This window comes from Aliiroseovarius sp., from assembly GCF_965228805.1.
Classification (GTDB): domain Bacteria; phylum Pseudomonadota; class Alphaproteobacteria; order Rhodobacterales; family Rhodobacteraceae; genus JASBTN01.
Genome location: NZ_CBDDIE010000003.1, coordinates 1185003 through 1200136 on the forward strand (window position 1 = coordinate 1185003; position 15134 = coordinate 1200136).

Below are 15134 nucleotides of genomic sequence, written 5' to 3' on the forward strand. Positions count from 1 at the left end.
TAGACGCGGTATGCCAAGCTGAACGCTGATAGGAAAGCCTCATGAGCCTCGGAGCCAAAATCGCCTGGGATGATACCATCCTGCCCTTCCAACTGGACAAGTCCGACGTGCGCGGGCGGGTTCTGCGCCTGGACGGCGTGTTGGACCAGATCCTGGCGCAGCACGACTACCCCCCGGCGATCGAGAACCTGGTTGCCGAAGCCGCCATGCTGACCGCGATGATCGGCCAGACGATCAAGCTGCGCTGGAAACTGTCCATGCAAGTGCGCGGCAAGGGCGCTGCCCGGCTGATCGCAACCGATTACTACGCCCCCGAAAAGGAGGGTGAGCCTGGCCGCATCCGCGCCTATGCCTCATATGATGAGGAACGGTTGGACCCGAACGCGCCCGGCTTCGACCAGATCGGTGAAGGCTACCTGGCGATCCTGATCCACCAGGGCGGTGACAGCAAACCCTATACCGGCATGACCCCGATCACCGGTGCCAGCCTGGCCGATTGCGCCAAGGCCTATTTCGCCCAATCCGAACAGCTGCCGACCCGGTTCCAGCTGACCTTTGGTCGCTCGATGCTGGCGGGTGGCGCGGAAAGCTGGCGCGCGGGTGGCGTGATGCTGCAGCACATGCCCAAGGCCTCGCCGCTGATGGAGCAGGATGAAAACGGCCCGAATGAGGATGGCATCATGCGTGCCGTCGACATGCTGTCCGAGGATGAATACGAGAACTGGAACCGTGCCAATATCCTGTTGGATTCAGTCGAGGAAATGGAGCTGATCGGCCCCTCGGTGGAGCCGACCCAGTTGCTGCTGCGCCTGTTCCACGAGGAAGCGCCGCGCGTCTTCGATCCGCAGCGGATCGAGTTCGGCTGCACCTGTTCGGAAGAACGCGTGCGCACCTCGATGTCGATCTATTCGGCCAAGGACATCGCGCATATGACGACGGATGAGGGCATCGTGACCGCCGACTGCCAGTTCTGCGGCGCGCATTATGAGTTCGACCCCAAGACCCTGGGGTTCGAGGCTGAGGGTTCTGAGGCGAGGCAGGATGACTGACCTATTCGCCCCGATCCGCGCGGCGCTGGGCCCTGACGGGGCCAGCTCGTCGGATTTCGACCTCAATCCCGGGGTCAAGCTGCCGCCCAACCGCAAGCTGCGGCCCGCGGCGGTGCTGATCCCGGTGATCGAGGTGCGGGGCGAATTGCAGGTGATCCTGACCAAGCGCAGCTCGGCCCTGAAACACCATCCCGGCCAGATCGCCTTTCCGGGTGGCAAGCTGGAGGGTGACGAAACCGTGGAACAGGCCGCCCTGCGCGAGGCGCAGGAGGAAATCGGCCTGGACCCGGCAAATGTCGACGTCCTGGGCCGACTGCCGTTCCATGAAACGGTCACCAGTTTCACCGTAACCCCAATTTTGGGCCGGGTTAGAGCCGAATTTGACGCCACGCCCGAACCCGGCGAAGTGGCCGAGGTGTTTCGTGTGCCCTTCTCGCATGTCTCCGACCCCGCGCGGTTCGCGGTCCAGGGGCGCATGTGGCAGGGCACGAAACGGCATTATTACACCGTGCCCTGGGGGCCCTATTACATCTGGGGCGCCACCGCGCGGATGCTGAGGGCGCTGGCAGACCGGGTGCAGGCATGACCCGGATCAACGACGATTGGCTGACGGCACCGGCGGCGCAGGCGGTTTGCGCCATGTTGACCGATGCGGGGTTCCAGGCGCTGTTCGTCGGGGGATGCGTGCGCAACGCGCTGTTGGGTGTGCCGATCTCGGACATCGACATTTCGACCAATGCGACACCGGATCAGGTTATTGCGGCGGCCAAGCGGGCCGGGTTCAAATCGGTGCCGACGGGGTACGATCATGGCACGGTCACGGTGGTGGTGGATCACGAACCCTTCGAGATCACCACATTCCGCAAGGATGTGGAGACCGACGGGCGCCGCGCGGTGGTGGCCTTTGCCAAGACCGCCGAGGAAGACGCGCACCGGCGCGATTTCACCATGAACGCGCTTTATGCGCGGCCGGATGGGGCGATCGTTGACCCTTTGGGCGGGCTCGAGGACCTGCGCGCGCGCTACCTGCGCTTCATTGATGTGGCCGAGGATCGCATTCGCGAGGATTACCTGCGCATCCTGCGCTTCTTTCGGTTCCACGCCCATTACGGCAATCCCGAGGGCGGGTTGGATGCGGAAGGATTGGCGGCGATTGCGGCAAACTCCGCTGGATTAGAGACGCTTTCAGCCGAACGGGTCGGATCCGAGATGCGCAAGCTTCTGTTGGCGCCGAACCCGTCTCAATCGCTGGCTTCGATGGCGCAATGCGGGGTCCTGGCCCGGGTTCTGCCCGGGGCGGAGGCGCGGTTCTTGCCGGTGCTGGTGCACTTGGAGGAACAGGCCGGGCTGGCGCCGGATGCGATGCGGCGGCTGGTCTGTCTGGGCGGCGAAGGGTTGAAGGATCGGCTGCGCCTGTCCAATGGCGAAGCCAAGCAGCTGGATCAGCTGCGTGATGCCCTGGCCGATACTGCGGGTGATGCCGAACTGGCCTACCGCCTGGGCGCGGATCGGGCGCGGGATGTGGCGCTGCTGCGGGCCGCGATGACCGATGGACAGATGCCGGGTGAATTGGAACAGAGACTTGTTTCCGGCGATCAGGCGCGCGGGACCTTCCCGGTCTCGGCACAGGATCTGATGCCCGCCCATCAAGGCGCCGCGCTGGGCGCGCGGTTGAAGGAGCTGGAGGCGCGCTGGATCGCCTCGGGCTTTGCGCTGACGAAAGAGGAGCTGCTGGCATGACCCAGGTCACGATCACCCGCTTGGGGCATAAGGGCGACGGCATTGCGGAGGGTCCGATCTTTGCCCCGCGCACCTTGCCCGGAGAGGTTGTCGAGGGCGAGTTGGACGGCGATCGTATCCCGGCGCCGAAGATCGTGACGCCCAGCTCGGACCGGGTGAAGGCACCGTGCCGCCATGTGAACAGCTGCGGGGGCTGTGCGTTGCAACATGCCTCCGACGCTTTCGTTGCCGATTGGAAGATGGAGGTGGTGCGTGAGGCGCTGTCTGCCCGTGGCATCAAGGCTGATTTGGCTGGAATAGAGACCTCGGCGCCGCAAGCCCGCCGCCGTGCAACCCTGTCAGTGCGGCGCACGAAGAAGGGCGCTTTGGTTGGGTTTCACGCGCCGAAATCGGACGTGATCACCGAGGTGCCGGATTGCCACTTGCTGCACCCCGACCTGATCGCCACCTTCCCGACCCTGCGTGAACTGGCCGCGCTGGGCGGGTCGCGCAAGGGCGAGATGAGCGTGACCGTGACCCGGTCCGAAGCCGGGCCGGATGTGTCTGTGCGTGACGGCAAGCCGTTGGACCGCGCGCTGGAAACCGCGCTGGGCCAGTTGGCCGGGCAGCGCGGTCTGGCGCGACTGACCTGGAATGGCGAGGTGATCGCGACGATGATGCCGCCCGCGCAGGCCTTTGGCCGGGCGCGGGTCACGCCTCCACCGGGGGCCTTCCTGCAAGCGACGCAGGATGGCGAGGCCGCCTTGCTGGACACAGTTCTGGAAGGTGTGGAAGGCGCGAAAACCGTTGTCGACCTGTTTGCAGGCAGCGGCACCTTCAGCCTGCCGGTCGCCCAGCACGCCCATGTCCATGCGGTGGAAGGGGTCGAGGCGATGATGACCGCGCTGGATGCTGGCTGGCGACATTCGCAGGGGCTGCATCGTGTCACGACCGAGACCCGCGACCTGTTCCGCCGCCCTCTTCTGCCCGATGAACTGAACCGGTTCGACGCTGCGGTGATCGACCCGCCGCGCGCCGGGGCCGAGGCGCAGATCGACGAGATCGCGGCGAGTGACTTGGCCCGCGTCGCCATGGTCTCGTGCAACCCCGTAACCTTCGCGCGGGATGCGGAAATCCTGATCGGCGCCGGGTTCGACATGCAGCCTGTCAAGGTGGTCGACCAGTTCCGATGGTCCACCCATGTCGAGGTTGCCGCCGTCCTCACCCGCTGAATTGTGAACGGTCCGGGGCTTTCGACAAAGGGCCGTTTCGTGTATGAGCGCCAAAACACGAGGCGGCAGTGCTCATGCGTTATATCATGATGATCCTAGCGGCGGTCGGGGTAATGGCCCTGTCCTCCTGCGCGAAACACCAGTCGAAGTTCCTGGCCTATGACGGGCCCGAAGTGACCCGCATCGTCGTGTTCAAGGACACGCGCACGATGCACCTTCTGCACGGCAATGTGGCGTTGAAGAGCTATACGGTCGACCTGGGCTATGCGCCTGAGGGGCACAAGCAGTTTGAAGGCGACGGACGCACGCCCGAGGGGCGCTATTTCATCAACCGTCGCAATCCGAACAGCGCCTTTCACCTGAGCCTGGGGATTTCCTATCCGAACAATGCGGATCGCCAGTTCGCCCATGCGCGGGGCCGCAGCCCGGGGGGTGATATCTTCATCCACGGTGGGCCGCGCAGGCAGGACCAGCAGGGGCGCGATTGGACCGCCGGCTGCATCTCGGTATCAGATGAAGAGATCGAGGTGATCTATTCCATGGTCAGAAACGGAACGCCGGTGGATATCTTTGCAGTCAGCCCGCCGGTCGTGACCGCGTCTGAAGCTCAGCTGGAGGGCTGAGCCACGGCCACGGGCGCGCTGCCCATGAGCAGCGTCCACCAGATCTTGCCGTTTGATTCCTGGTGCCAGGCAAAACCCATCTTCACCGCGCGTGGATCCAGGATCACGTTGCGTGTATCGGGCTGCTCCATCCAGGCGGACAGGGTCTGAAGCTCGGTCTCATAGGTTTCCGAGATGTTTTCACCCAGCATGATCCCGGGGTAGCCAACCCGCGCCACGCGATCCAGGGGCGAGGAGCCGTCAGAGCCGAAATGCCAGGGCCGGTTCTGCACCGACATGTCACGGGCATGGGTCGCGGCGGCAGCGTTCAGCTTGCTGTCCAGCTGGACAGGGGCGGCACCGGCGGCCGCGCGCAGCTCGTTCACGCTGTCGAGCATACGGAACTGGATCGTCGATTTCGACCCGGCCGCAATGCGATAGGGCCGCGGCAGCGGTTTGCCATCCGCACCGATCTGCTGCACATCGGTCTCGCACCCGGCCAGTGCCAGCACGGAAGCACACAGAATCAGAACCAGACGTTTCATAAGCATTTCACCCCAACCGGAAAATTTCCCGCCACATCTACAGGGTCAATCCGTGTCAATCAAACCCACCAGGGGTCTTTTCGGCAAGTTGACGCTGGTTTGATTTGCGACTGAGGCTTTCGCGCAATATAGGATAGATGAATTTATTTTTGACCGAGTTGGAGCCGTACCATGTCCCAGGATCGTGAAAACAAGCTCAATCGCCGCGCCTTCCTTGGCACCACCATGGCCGCGACTGGCATGATGGCCGCCCCCGCCTTGGCGCAGAACGAACCCTCGACCACCGAGATCGAGGAAGAACCGGAGGTCGTGCGCCGCAATATCTCGTCCTTCCGGTCGTTGCAGTGGCAACCCTATTTCTCGAACCTGCGCAAGGGCGCGATCCTGGTGGATACCACCTCGCGCGCATTGCATTACTGGAACGAGGACGAGACCATCTACAAGCTCTACCCGACGTCGGTGCCGTTGACCGAGGAAATGACCCGTCGCGGCCGCACAAGCGTCATTCGCAAGGTCGAGGGCCCCAGCTGGGCGCCCACCCCGTCGATGAAGATCCGCAACCCGGAGTGGCCCGATTTTATCGGCCCTGGCCCGGATAATCCGCTGGGCACGCATGCGCTGTATCTGGGGTGGAAATACTATCGCATCCACGGCACCCATGATACGCGCAAGATCGGGCGGCGCTCCTCCAACGGCTGCATCGGCCTGTATAATGAACACATCGCCGAGCTTTTCGCTCTGGCCGTGTCGGGTACACAGGTGTTGCTGATCTGACAACAGGTTACGCCAGGGTGATTATTCCCCCTTGCATCTTCGGAAAAATCCCGGTTTCTGGCGTTATTCTGATCAGAAACCGGTGCGCTTCCGGCGCACCATCTATGGAGAAGTCACATGAAAAAAATCGCTCTCGCTGCTGCGATCGCCACTGCTGCCACCGCCGCTTTCGCCGGCGCCCCGGTTGACCCGATCGTCGAGCCCGTCGTTGTGGTCGAAGAAGCCACCTCGTCCTCGTCGGCCGGCATCCTGATCCCGCTGCTGCTGCTGGTTCTGGTGGGCGTGGCCATCGCCGACTAAGCTTCGGCTTGGTTGCGCGGACGCGCAAGAAAAAGAAAACCCCGCTCGGCCGAGCGGGGTTTTTTTGTTTTGGTACAGATGCTGGGATCAGACGCTTTCGTCGATCCAGCCCTGCAGCGCGGCCTTCGGCGCAGCGCCGATCTTGTTCGAGATCACCTGACCGTCCTTGAACAGGAACAGCGCGGGGATCGAACGCACGCCCATCTGGGCGGGGGTGTTCGGGTTTTCGTCCACGTTGACCTTGACGATCTTGACCTTGCCGGCCAGCTCGTCGGACAGCTCTTCCAGAGCCGGGCCAATTTGTTTGCACGGGCCACACCATTCGGCCCAGAAATCTACGACCACCGGAACATCCGCATTGCGGACCTCCGCGTCAAAGGTGGCGTCGGTGACAGCGACAGTTGCCATTTCATTGCTCCTGCTAATACGGCGTTGGGCGTGAACCTAGGTATGGTTGCCTGTCCCGTCAAGGCGACCAAATGTGCGCATCACGAGATCGTTTTCCAAAGGCATCAGTTTTGCTGTCCGGGTCCAGAGGATCGCGGTGTCGACCTCACGGTCCGGGAATATCTGCACCAGCGCCGCCCGATAGGCGCCCATCTGGCGCAAAAGGCCTTCCGGCGTGTCGGTGGGTGTGTTGGGCACCAGGGTATTTGTCTTGAAGTCCACCGCCAAGACGCGCTCCGGCGTCACCACCAACCGGTCAATGGTGCCGTGCAAGCGCTTGCCGCCGATGGGGGCGGTCAGCTCGACCTCGGCGAGGGTGTCCGGGGCAAAGAGCGCGACCAGGTCCGGCGCTTTCAGGACGCCCGTGACCTCGGAGAGCAGGTCGGGCAACTCGGCGGTTTCGGCGGCCAGCTCCCCCGTGCCCAGGATGCGCGCGGCCAGGTCCGGCCAGTCGGTTTCGGGGTGCAGCGGCAGGTGTTCCAACAACAGGTGGATCTGGCTGCCTCGTTTCATCGCCGCCTCGGTATCGCCATCGCCCACCGTGCCGGGCATTACCTTGGCACCTCCCAAATCGGACGGGGCGAGGGTTTCGAGGGTCGCGACGGGTCTGTGTGGGGCAGAGGTTCGGGTCCAGTTCGGCGGGGTTGGAGCCTGTTGCGGCGGCAAAGCGGTGGCCTCTGGACGCGGGACCCAAGTGCCCGTTTCGAACCGTTTGCCAGTGCCGGTCGGAGAATCTGCCTTGATGGCTCCGGCCCGATCCAGACCGGCGTCAACCAAACCATACCAGCTGTCCTCGGCGGTCTTGCCCACGTCGCCTGCAGCAGCAACGATCAGCCATTGCTCTGCCCGGGTCATGGCAACGTAAAGCAGCCGTACCCATTCCTCGCGATCCTGCGCTTTGCGGCCGTCCATCACCGTCGCCAGGGCTTCGGGGCGCTGGGCGGCAGGCGGTTTCCACCAGAGATGCCCGTCAACCTCGACAATCTCGTCGCGGTCTTGCCAGACCGGTTTGGTCGTGTCGGGCAGGTAGACAATGGTCGCCTCCAGCCCCTTGGAGCCATGCACGGTCATCACCCGCACCTGGTTCGAGGCTGAATCAACCTGACGCTTGATCGTGACCTCTTCGGCCTCCATCCAGATCAGGAAACCGGTCAGGCTGGGCACCTGCAACCGCTCATAGGCCAGGGCCTGGGACAGGAGCGCGTCGATCCCGTCTTCCGCCTCGCCGCCCAGGCGCGCCAGCAGGTTGCGCCGCCCGTCATGGCGGATCAGCACCCGCTCCAGCAGGTCATAGGGGCGCAGGAAATCCGCCTGGTCGCGCAGGTCGCGCAGGATGGCGTGGGTTTGGGCGTGGGCCTCGGCGTTCTCCTCGAGCCTGCGCCAGAGCGGTACCTTCCCGCGCCCCTGGGCCAGGGCATACAGCTGCTGTTCGCTCCACCCAAACAGGGGCGAACGCAGCGCGGCAGCCAGCGACAGGTCATCTTCCGGCGTGGCGAGGAAAGACAGGAGCGCAACCAAGTCCTTCACCGCCAGCTCGCCACCAATGCGCAACAGGTCGGCGCCGGCGATGGGCAGGCCGAGCTCCTTGCAGGCGCCGATGATGGCAAAGAAAAGGGGCGAACGACGGCGCACCAGGACCATGATGTCCCGGGGTTCAATCGGTCGACTTTCGCCCTTTTCTGACGTAATAGAGCCTGTTTTCAGCTTCCCGGCGATATCGGAGGCAATGGCGCGGGCGAGGGTGGATAGGTGGTCCTGCGGGTTGGGCCGGTCGACGGGATCAAACCAGTCCCGGTCTTCCTTGTGCTCGACCTTTTCGACCACGGGCCAGAGGTCCACACGGCCGGGTTTGCCCTCAAAGAAGGCGCGATGCAGGAAGCTTTCGCCCAGCCCGTCCTGTTCGGCCAGCGTATGATCGACCAGTTCCAGCACGGCGGGGGACGAGCGGAAGGAGTATTCCAGCTGCATCGCCTGAAACGGTTGCTCGATCTGCTGAAGCTCGCCCCGGAACTTGTCGCGCATCCGGGTGAACTCGGCGGGCTCGGCGCCCTGGAAGGAATAGATCGACTGTTTCGGGTCGCCGACGACAAAGATCGTGCGCTCCTCGCCGGATTTCGCACCCTCACCGCTGGTGAACTCCGCTGCCAGTCGTTCGATCACCTGCCACTGTGTCGGGCTGGTGTCCTGAGCCTCGTCGACAAGGATGTGATCAATGCCACCGTCCAGACGATAAAGCACCCAGGTCGCCACCGCCGGATCGGACAACAGCGCGCCGGCCTTGCGGATCAGATCGTCAAAATCGAGCCAGCCGAGGGTCAGTTTGCGGGTCTCGTAAAGGTCGATGAAGCGCTGGGCGAAACTATGCAGGGCCAGCGTTTTTTGGGCGGAATAGAGACTGTTTCGAAGCGGTCGCGCGTCTTCGATCCGGGCCATGAGCCCTTCGAGCTTGGGCATCAACCCGGCGGCGGCGCCTTCGCGCAGCCCTTTGGTGGGAAAGCTGCCGATCTTGGCAGAGAACGGTTCCTTGGCACTGGCGCCGGTCAGGAAGACGCCTTCCAGAATGGCAAGGTCGGACACGGTCAGGTGCGCCGTGTCGAGCGCGGCGAGTTTCGTGGCTGCCGTGACCTCGGTCTTAGATCCGGTTGCGAGCAGCGGGACCAGTGCGTCCAGTACGGCGCCGTCGCCGGGGGCGAAGGCCTGGGCGGCCAGTTGGGCCTCGTCAAACGCCGGGTCCAGACCGAACCAGGACCAGACCGTGGGTCGATCTGCGCCGGTGAACCCGTCGCGATTGCGCACGATCTGGGCCGTCAGCCCGGCGAAATCCTCGCCGGTGTAATAGCGTGCCAGGTCGGCCACCAGGCCGCAGTCGGGGCCGTCGGCCATTTCCTCGACCAGCTCGGATTGCAGCAGTCCGGCAGCGCGTTCGTCCATCTCGGTGAACTGCGGCGATACACCCGATTCCAGCGGAAACCGGCGGAGTAGAGACGAACAGAAGCTGTGAATTGTCTGGATCTTCAACCCGCCCGGCGTTTCGATTGCGCGGGCAAACAGGCGGCGCGCGCGGGACAGGTCGGCGGCGTCATCAACACCCAAATCAACCAGCGCATCGGTCAGATCCGCATCGCTTTTCATCGCCCAATCGCCAAGGCGGGCGAACAGGCGGTTCTGCATCTCGGAGGCTGCGGCCTTGGTGTAGGTCAGGCAGAGGATGTTCTGCGGGTTCACGCCTCCCAACAGCAACCGCGCGACCCGGTCGGTCAGCACGCGTGTCTTGCCCGACCCTGCGTTGGCCGCAAGCCAGGTCGAGCTGTGTGGATCGGCGGCGGTGACCTGGGCCAGGCTTGCGTCATTGCGGATCATGGGCCGACCTCCTGCGGTTCGGGCTCCTGGCTGTCATCCCATTCGCCGAACCGGGCAAGGTGATCATGGTCGCCGTCGAACCGCTGCTTGTGCACGGCACGGCGCGAGGTATAGCCCTGCGCGAGATCTTGATAGGCGCGGATCAGGGTCTCGAACTCCTCGGCCACGGCAGTGATTTCGTCCTGTTCCAGCGGAATAGAGACCAGTTTCGGCGTTGAACCCAGCCCGATATAGGCAACCTGCGAGACGATGCGCGGGCCAAGTTTGGCAAAGCCGCCCTGTTCGGCAATCACCGCCTCCAACAAGAGCTGCTTGTCGAAATGCTTCTGCATGTCGGCTGTGGGCGGGTTGCCGGTCTTGTAGTCATAGATGACCAGCGTGCCGTCATTGGCCTCGTCGATCCGGTCGGCGTAACCGGTGAGGGTAAAGTTGACCGCGTCAAAGCGTTGTTTCGCCTGCACCTCGTTGGCGAGGTTGCGGGACCAATCGCGGCGCCCGGCCTCTTGCGCCAGGAACCAGTCGGCGACGCGGTCAAGTTTCGCCAGCCACAGCGCGCGGGTGGCGGGCCAGGGGGCCTCGTTTTCCAGCACCTCGGCGGCGATATTCATGAGAGTCTCGCGGTCAGCCTCGCCGGTGCGTTCATTGATGAAGCGCTCCAGCACCGCGTGCAGAACCGTGCCGCGCAGGGGGGCGTCGGGTGTCTGGTGCAGGGATTGCAGCGGCTTCAGACCAAGGATGCGTTCGGCGTAGATCGCATAGGGGTCGCGGATCAGCTTGGCGATGCGCGTGACGCTGAGCTGGGTGGGGCGATGGGAAAGCGGTGGGCGCGGAGAGGGGCGTTTTTCGGGCGGAATAGAGACTGTTGGCGCCTCGATGGCTTGGGCGAGCGCCAGCCATTCGGCGCCGCGCGTGCGCATGTCTTCCAGCGCCTGTTTGCCCTCGGCGGACATGCCCGCCAGAAGGTTGGTCAGGCGGTTGATCCAGCGCGAGGGCACGGTTTCGCTTTCCGCATCGCGAATTGCGCGGGTCAGGATGACTTCGCTTGCGCCGATCGCCTGTTGGAAATCGTGGGCGGACAGGCCCACGCGCCGTTCAGGCAGCAACAGCCTTGCATCATGGCGCATCTTGCGGTTCATCCAGGGGTCGGCGGCGGGCAATTCCGGCCAGGTGCCGTCGTTCAGACCGGCCAGGATGACGAGGTCGGCGCCCTGCACGCGGGCTTCGAGGGTGCCCCAGATCATGATGTTCGGATGTGGCGTGATCGCGTCGCGCACCATGCCGGTGTTCAGCACGGCCTGGAACAGGTCGCGATAGTCCGACGGGGTGAAGTCACCCCCATGTTCCGCCTCGCGGTTCAGTTGGCTGACCATGCGCTGGGCTTCACGGCCTGGCTGTTCCTCCCACAGGGCACCGGAGCCTTCGGTGTCGGGCCCGGCAGACAGCGCCTCGGCCAGGGCGAGGTGATGGGTGATGTGATCGGTAAGGCTGCGCGTGGTGACGGTGTCGTGGCCGCAGAGCATTTGCCCCACCCAGGTGGCCCAGGCCGGACGGTCGTTCTTTTGCGCGGCCCAGTGGTTCAGGTCGGCGGGGGTCGGGAAGGGCAGGCCCTGGCGCAGAAGCTCCAGCTCCAGGTCGCGAGTGTGGCGCAGGTGATCGCCACGCGCGCCGCTGCCCCTGTTGGTCAGCGGGTGTTTCAGCAAGGTCAGCAGCGCAGGCGCGGTCAGGCGTTGGCCGAACAGATCCGCGACATGGCGCAGGAAACGGCCGGGCGCGGTCAGGGGCAGCGGGCGCCCGGCGCTGTCGTCCGGGGTAATGCCCCAGCGGTCCAGCGCAGCGGTGACCTGACGGGTCAAAGCCCGGTCCGGTGTGATCAGCGCGGCGGTGCGCCCGTCCTCGGCGGCCTTGCGCAGGGCGGTGGCGATGGCGGAGGCCTCGGCGCGGGGCGAGGGGGCCTCGATCAGCGTCATGTTCTGCGTGGCGTCGGTCACGCCCCGGAAGGCGGGGCCTTCGACCTGCCATTGATCCGTGACCGGCGCGGGCCGCATGGCGAGGGACACCAGGCGATTGCGGGTGGGGCTGGGCGGCTGGATGTCGATCCAGGGGCGTATGTCATCGGGCCGTAGGTTCAACAGTCGCATCAGATGGGCGTAGCGGTATTGCGGATGGTCCTCGGCCGAGAGCGCGTCGTCGAGTTGATCCCAGGTGTTTTCGGGCAGGTTAGGGTCGAAACCAGGCAGGATCAGGGCGCCTTGGGGCAGTTTCGCGACGGCTTGCATGAAGAGGCCGGTGGCGCCGCGCGACCCGGTGGAACCCGCGACGATGACCGGGTGGCTGGGCGGGTTTTCTGTCCACCGTTTCGCCAGCCGCTCGATCACCAGGCGCTGGCGGGCCTCGCCGTCCGGGGCCTCGCCGCTGTCCGGGCCGAAGAAGCGATCGACTGCCGAGATGAAGGTCAGGCTGCGTGCCCAGTGACCGGATTGGTCGGATACATCCAGCGCGCGAATCGCGTCAGGAGAAACGCCTTCGCCCTGCATCTCGTCCATCAGCTTGGCCAGGCTGTCGGCGAGGTCATAGATCGCTGCGCGGGGGGCGAGGTCGGGTTGCGCGTCCAAAAGTCGAGTGATCCAACCCGCCAGTTCCAGCCGACGACGCAGGGGCGAAACGGCGGGTGGGATATCGGCAGCGGTGGGATCACGCGCGAGGTCGGTGACCAGGCGGATGCGGGGAAGAAGCCGGGCGGGGCCGTCATCGAACAGGGTTCGGATGCGGCGCTGCATCCGGGCGGTGTTGACGTAGAGTTCGACCCGGGCGAGGGCTTCGGGCGGTTGATCCTTGAAGCGCTCGATCAGGCCTTCGACAACCGCAGCGGGGAAATCGACGCCGGGGTCCTGGGCGAAGACGCGGGGTTTTTCGCTGGGCTCAAACACAGGTTCAGTCATTGGCGAGCATCGCCTCGGCAACCGCAATACCATCGGGGCGGCCCACGTCGCACCAGGCGCCTGTATGGGCGATGCCGTAGAGGCGCCCGGCGTCCATCATGCGATCCCACAGGATATTCAGGGAAAACACGTCGTCTTCGACCTCATGCAGCAAATCGGTTTTTACAATCTGGGCGCCAGAGTAGATCAGGCCGGGGCCGCGGGAAAGGCGGCCCTGGGTGTCGGGCAGGAAATCGCCCTTGCCCGTGTGGCCCCGCGCGCTTTCGCGGGGAATGAGCATGAGGAGCGCGTCCATCCGGTCGGGGTCCCAAGCCTGCGCAAGAGCGGTTAGCGGATTCGCTCCGGTCCAGATGGCGTCGGAGTTCAGGGTAAAGACCGGCCCCTCGCCCAAGAGCGGCAGGGCGGCGCGCAAGCCCCCGCCGGTTTCGAGGATCCTGGGCTCGTGGGACAGGGTCACGCCTTTCGGCGCCAGGTGCGCCTCCAACTGATCGGGTAGGTAATGCGTGTTGGCCACCACATGCAGCCCGTGGGTCAGATCCAGCGCATGGTCGATCAGGGGGCGGTCGGCAACATGCAGCAGGGGTTTCGGCGTGGCGGCGGTCAGGGCCCCCATGCGTGTGCCGAACCCGGCGGCGAAAAGCATTACAGCGTCGGGATGGTGCCGCATTTGTCCCTCAGGATTTGCAGGTTGTCGGGGGTGGGTTCGGGCAGGTGGCAACATTCGCGCAACCGGGCGAGGCGCGGGTGTTCCAAGTCGCGCTGCAACAGACCCCAGACCCGTGGGATCAAGTCGATGTAGTGGGGCTTGCCGAAATGCAGCGAGAGCCGCGCGAAGATGCCGAGGATGCGCAGATTGCGCTGGGCGGCGCAGGTGGCGGCGGCCAGACGGAAGGTCTCGGCGTGCTGGCCGGTGCGAGTGGCATAGTGGGCGATCAATCGGTCTGCCAGGGCCGGGTCCACGTCGCGGCGCGCGTCTTCGGTCAGCGAAATGAGGTCATAGGCACGCGGGCCCGCCAGCGCGTCCTGGAAGTCGATCAGCCCGACGCGGGCGGTGCCGTCGCGATCCGGCAGCCAGAACAGGTTTTCGGCGTGGTAGTCGCGCAGGATCAGGACCGGGTCGGAGGCGGTCTCGGCCAGCAGGGTGCCCAATTCGGCCTGGGCCGCTTCCTGCCCGGCGGTGCTGCCGGTGATGCCTTTCGCATACCAGTCCCAGGCGGGAGCGATGGCCTCGGTCATGGTGGCCGGGCCGAAATCCGGTGCCCAGGCGGGGGCGGGGTGGCTGTGCAGGGCGATCAGCACCTCGACCGCCTCGACATACAGCGCCTCTTCGCAGGAGGGGGCGGCCTCCACCAGGCGGGCGTAGAGCGCATCGCCGAAATCTTCGAGCAGGAGCAATCCGTTGGTGGTGTCTTCGGCAAGGATCTCCGGCGCGGACAGGTCGAGGCCGGACAGGTGGCGGGCAACGCGGGTGAACGGGCGGATATCGCCGCCGGGAGCGTCCATCAGCACGGCAATGTCAGCGCCCCGGGTCAGGCGTTCATAACAGCGGGCGGAGGCGTCGCCGGCCAGCGGCGCGCGTTTGGCGTTGCCCCACCCGGCGCGTGTCAGGAAGTCGGTGATCAGTGCGACGCGGTCAGCCATTCAGCGCGGCCTCCAACCGGGTGATCCAGGCGGCGGGGCCGGTGGCGATCAGGATGCGCTCGCCGAGTGTGTCGGTGGTCGACAGGGCCAGCGAAACGGCATTTTCGGGGGTCAGGTCGCCCAACCGGTCGGGCCATTCGACCAGGCAGATTGCGTCGGAAAAGGCGTCGATCAGGCCCAGTTCCTCAACCTCGTCGGGATGGGTCAGGCGGTAGAGGTCGGCGTGCCAGACCTCTCCCACCCCATCGTCATAGGTCTGGACCAGGGTAAAGGTGGGGGAAGGCACGTCCTCGACCAAGTCGGCGGCGGCCAGGCGGGTTTGGATCAGGCTGCGGGCGAAATGAGTCTTGCCGGCGCCGATGCCCCCGGACAGAAGCAGCACGTCGCCCGGCCCCAGGGTGGGGGCGAGGGCGGCGGCAAAACGGGTGGTGTCCTCGGGGGAGGTAAATCGGTGGGTCAGGTCCATGCGGGGAGTTTTAACGCCCCGCGCCCGGCCCGCAAGCGCGGACTGGCGGATTGCCCTCGA

General features: G+C 65.0%; 14 protein-coding genes. 7 read left to right on the forward strand and 7 right to left on the reverse strand.

The genetic code is table 11. The annotated features are described in order from the left end of the window. The first annotated feature begins 41 nt into the window (after positions 1 to 41). The 5 genes from ACO07D_RS07130 (at position 42) to ACO07D_RS07150 (ending at position 4623) form a co-directional block, all read left to right on the forward strand. Positions 42 to 1049: an Hsp33 family molecular chaperone HslO gene (locus ACO07D_RS07130; RefSeq protein ID WP_421702265.1), complete on the forward strand. Its 1008-nt coding sequence runs from the start codon at positions 42 to 44 to the stop codon at positions 1047 to 1049. Then, entirely contained in the window at positions 1042 to 1635 is a 594-nt protein-coding gene (locus tag ACO07D_RS07135; protein ID WP_421702266.1) for a CoA pyrophosphatase, read from the forward strand. The genes ACO07D_RS07130 and ACO07D_RS07135 overlap by 8 nt, the downstream gene beginning before the upstream one ends. Continuing rightward, a complete protein-coding gene (locus ACO07D_RS07140) occupies positions 1632 to 2789 on the forward strand; it encodes a CCA tRNA nucleotidyltransferase (protein WP_421702267.1) in 1158 nt (385 codons plus the stop codon). Before ACO07D_RS07135 ends, ACO07D_RS07140 begins: the two co-directional genes overlap by 4 nt. Beyond that, the gene (locus tag ACO07D_RS07145) at positions 2786 to 4000 is read left to right on the forward strand and encodes a class I SAM-dependent RNA methyltransferase (protein WP_421702268.1); all 1215 of its coding nucleotides are present in this window, start codon (positions 2786 to 2788) and stop codon (positions 3998 to 4000) included. The genes ACO07D_RS07140 and ACO07D_RS07145 overlap by 4 nt, the downstream gene beginning before the upstream one ends. A gap of 74 nt (positions 4001 to 4074) precedes the next feature. Then, a complete protein-coding gene (locus tag ACO07D_RS07150) occupies positions 4075 to 4623 on the forward strand; it encodes a L,D-transpeptidase family protein (protein ID WP_421702269.1) in 549 nt (182 codons plus the stop codon). Here the strand turns inward: ACO07D_RS07150 and ACO07D_RS07155 are convergent. Further along, positions 4608 to 5147: a CAP domain-containing protein gene (locus tag ACO07D_RS07155; protein WP_421702270.1), complete on the reverse strand. Its 540-nt coding sequence runs from the start codon at positions 5145 to 5147 to the stop codon at positions 4608 to 4610. The genes ACO07D_RS07150 and ACO07D_RS07155 overlap by 16 nt on opposite strands. Before the next feature lie 171 nt (positions 5148 to 5318). Between ACO07D_RS07155 and ACO07D_RS07160 the strand changes: the two genes are divergently transcribed. Continuing rightward, on the forward strand, positions 5319 to 5921 hold the full coding sequence (locus tag ACO07D_RS07160; RefSeq protein WP_421702271.1) for a L,D-transpeptidase: 603 nt from the start codon (positions 5319 to 5321) through the stop codon (positions 5919 to 5921). A 117-nt stretch (positions 5922 to 6038) separates the two neighbouring features. Then, complete coding sequence (locus ACO07D_RS07165) at positions 6039 to 6221, forward strand: hypothetical protein (RefSeq protein ID WP_421702272.1); 183 nt, start codon at positions 6039 to 6041, stop codon at positions 6219 to 6221. A gap of 87 nt (positions 6222 to 6308) precedes the next feature. On the opposite strand, the gene trxA is transcribed toward ACO07D_RS07165, so the two are convergent. From trxA to tsaE, 6 genes are read right to left on the reverse strand one after another with little or no spacing between them, the layout of a single operon-like run. Continuing rightward, positions 6309 to 6629 carry a thioredoxin gene (gene trxA / locus ACO07D_RS07170; RefSeq protein ID WP_421702273.1) on the reverse strand — a complete coding sequence of 107 codons (321 nt, stop codon included), beginning with the start codon at positions 6627 to 6629 and terminating at the stop codon, positions 6309 to 6311. 36 nt (positions 6630 to 6665) lie between these two features. Further along, complete coding sequence (gene addA / locus ACO07D_RS07175) at positions 6666 to 10028, reverse strand: double-strand break repair helicase AddA (protein WP_421702274.1); 3363 nt, start codon at positions 10026 to 10028, stop codon at positions 6666 to 6668. After that, positions 10025 to 12967, reverse strand: coding sequence for a double-strand break repair protein AddB (gene addB / locus ACO07D_RS07180; RefSeq protein WP_421702275.1), 2943 nt, complete (start codon positions 12965 to 12967; stop codon positions 10025 to 10027). The genes addA and addB overlap by 4 nt, the downstream gene beginning before the upstream one ends. After that, positions 12960 to 13634, reverse strand: coding sequence for a nucleotidyltransferase family protein (locus tag ACO07D_RS07185; RefSeq protein ID WP_421702276.1), 675 nt, complete (start codon positions 13632 to 13634; stop codon positions 12960 to 12962). Before ACO07D_RS07185 ends, addB begins: the two co-directional genes overlap by 8 nt. After that, positions 13610 to 14608, reverse strand: a complete 999-nt coding sequence (locus ACO07D_RS07190) for an aminoglycoside phosphotransferase family protein (protein ID WP_421702277.1) — start codon at positions 14606 to 14608, stop codon at positions 13610 to 13612. Before ACO07D_RS07190 ends, ACO07D_RS07185 begins: the two co-directional genes overlap by 25 nt. Then, complete coding sequence (gene tsaE / locus ACO07D_RS07195) at positions 14601 to 15074, reverse strand: tRNA (adenosine(37)-N6)-threonylcarbamoyltransferase complex ATPase subunit type 1 TsaE (RefSeq protein WP_421702278.1); 474 nt, start codon at positions 15072 to 15074, stop codon at positions 14601 to 14603. The genes ACO07D_RS07190 and tsaE overlap by 8 nt, the downstream gene beginning before the upstream one ends. Between the last annotated feature and the right edge of the window lie 60 nt (positions 15075 to 15134).

Bases quoted from the DNA above. Each gene is read 5' to 3' on its own strand.
- ACO07D_RS07130 (WP_421702265.1), top strand. From the start codon at position 42: ATGAGCCTCGGAGCCAAAATCGCCTGGGATGATACCATCCTGCCCTTC.
- ACO07D_RS07135 (WP_421702266.1), top strand. From the start codon at position 1,042: ATGACTGACCTATTCGCCCCGATCCGCGCGGCGCTGGGCCCTGACGGG.
- ACO07D_RS07140 (WP_421702267.1), top strand. From the start codon at position 1,632: ATGACCCGGATCAACGACGATTGGCTGACGGCACCGGCGGCGCAGGCG.
- ACO07D_RS07145 (WP_421702268.1), top strand. From the start codon at position 2,786: ATGACCCAGGTCACGATCACCCGCTTGGGGCATAAGGGCGACGGCATT.
- ACO07D_RS07150 (WP_421702269.1), top strand. From the start codon at position 4,075: ATGCGTTATATCATGATGATCCTAGCGGCGGTCGGGGTAATGGCCCTG.
- ACO07D_RS07155 (WP_421702270.1), bottom strand. From the start codon at position 5,147: ATGAAACGTCTGGTTCTGATTCTGTGTGCTTCCGTGCTGGCACTGGCC.
- ACO07D_RS07160 (WP_421702271.1), top strand. From the start codon at position 5,319: ATGTCCCAGGATCGTGAAAACAAGCTCAATCGCCGCGCCTTCCTTGGC.
- ACO07D_RS07165 (WP_421702272.1), top strand. From the start codon at position 6,039: ATGAAAAAAATCGCTCTCGCTGCTGCGATCGCCACTGCTGCCACCGCC.
- trxA (WP_421702273.1), bottom strand. From the start codon at position 6,629: ATGGCAACTGTCGCTGTCACCGACGCCACCTTTGACGCGGAGGTCCGC.
- addA (WP_421702274.1), bottom strand. From the start codon at position 10,028: ATGATCCGCAATGACGCAAGCCTGGCCCAGGTCACCGCCGCCGATCCA.
- addB (WP_421702275.1), bottom strand. From the start codon at position 12,967: ATGACTGAACCTGTGTTTGAGCCCAGCGAAAAACCCCGCGTCTTCGCC.
- ACO07D_RS07185 (WP_421702276.1), bottom strand. From the start codon at position 13,634: ATGCGGCACCATCCCGACGCTGTAATGCTTTTCGCCGCCGGGTTCGGC.
- ACO07D_RS07190 (WP_421702277.1), bottom strand. From the start codon at position 14,608: ATGGCTGACCGCGTCGCACTGATCACCGACTTCCTGACACGCGCCGGG.
- tsaE (WP_421702278.1), bottom strand. From the start codon at position 15,074: ATGGACCTGACCCACCGATTTACCTCCCCCGAGGACACCACCCGTTTT.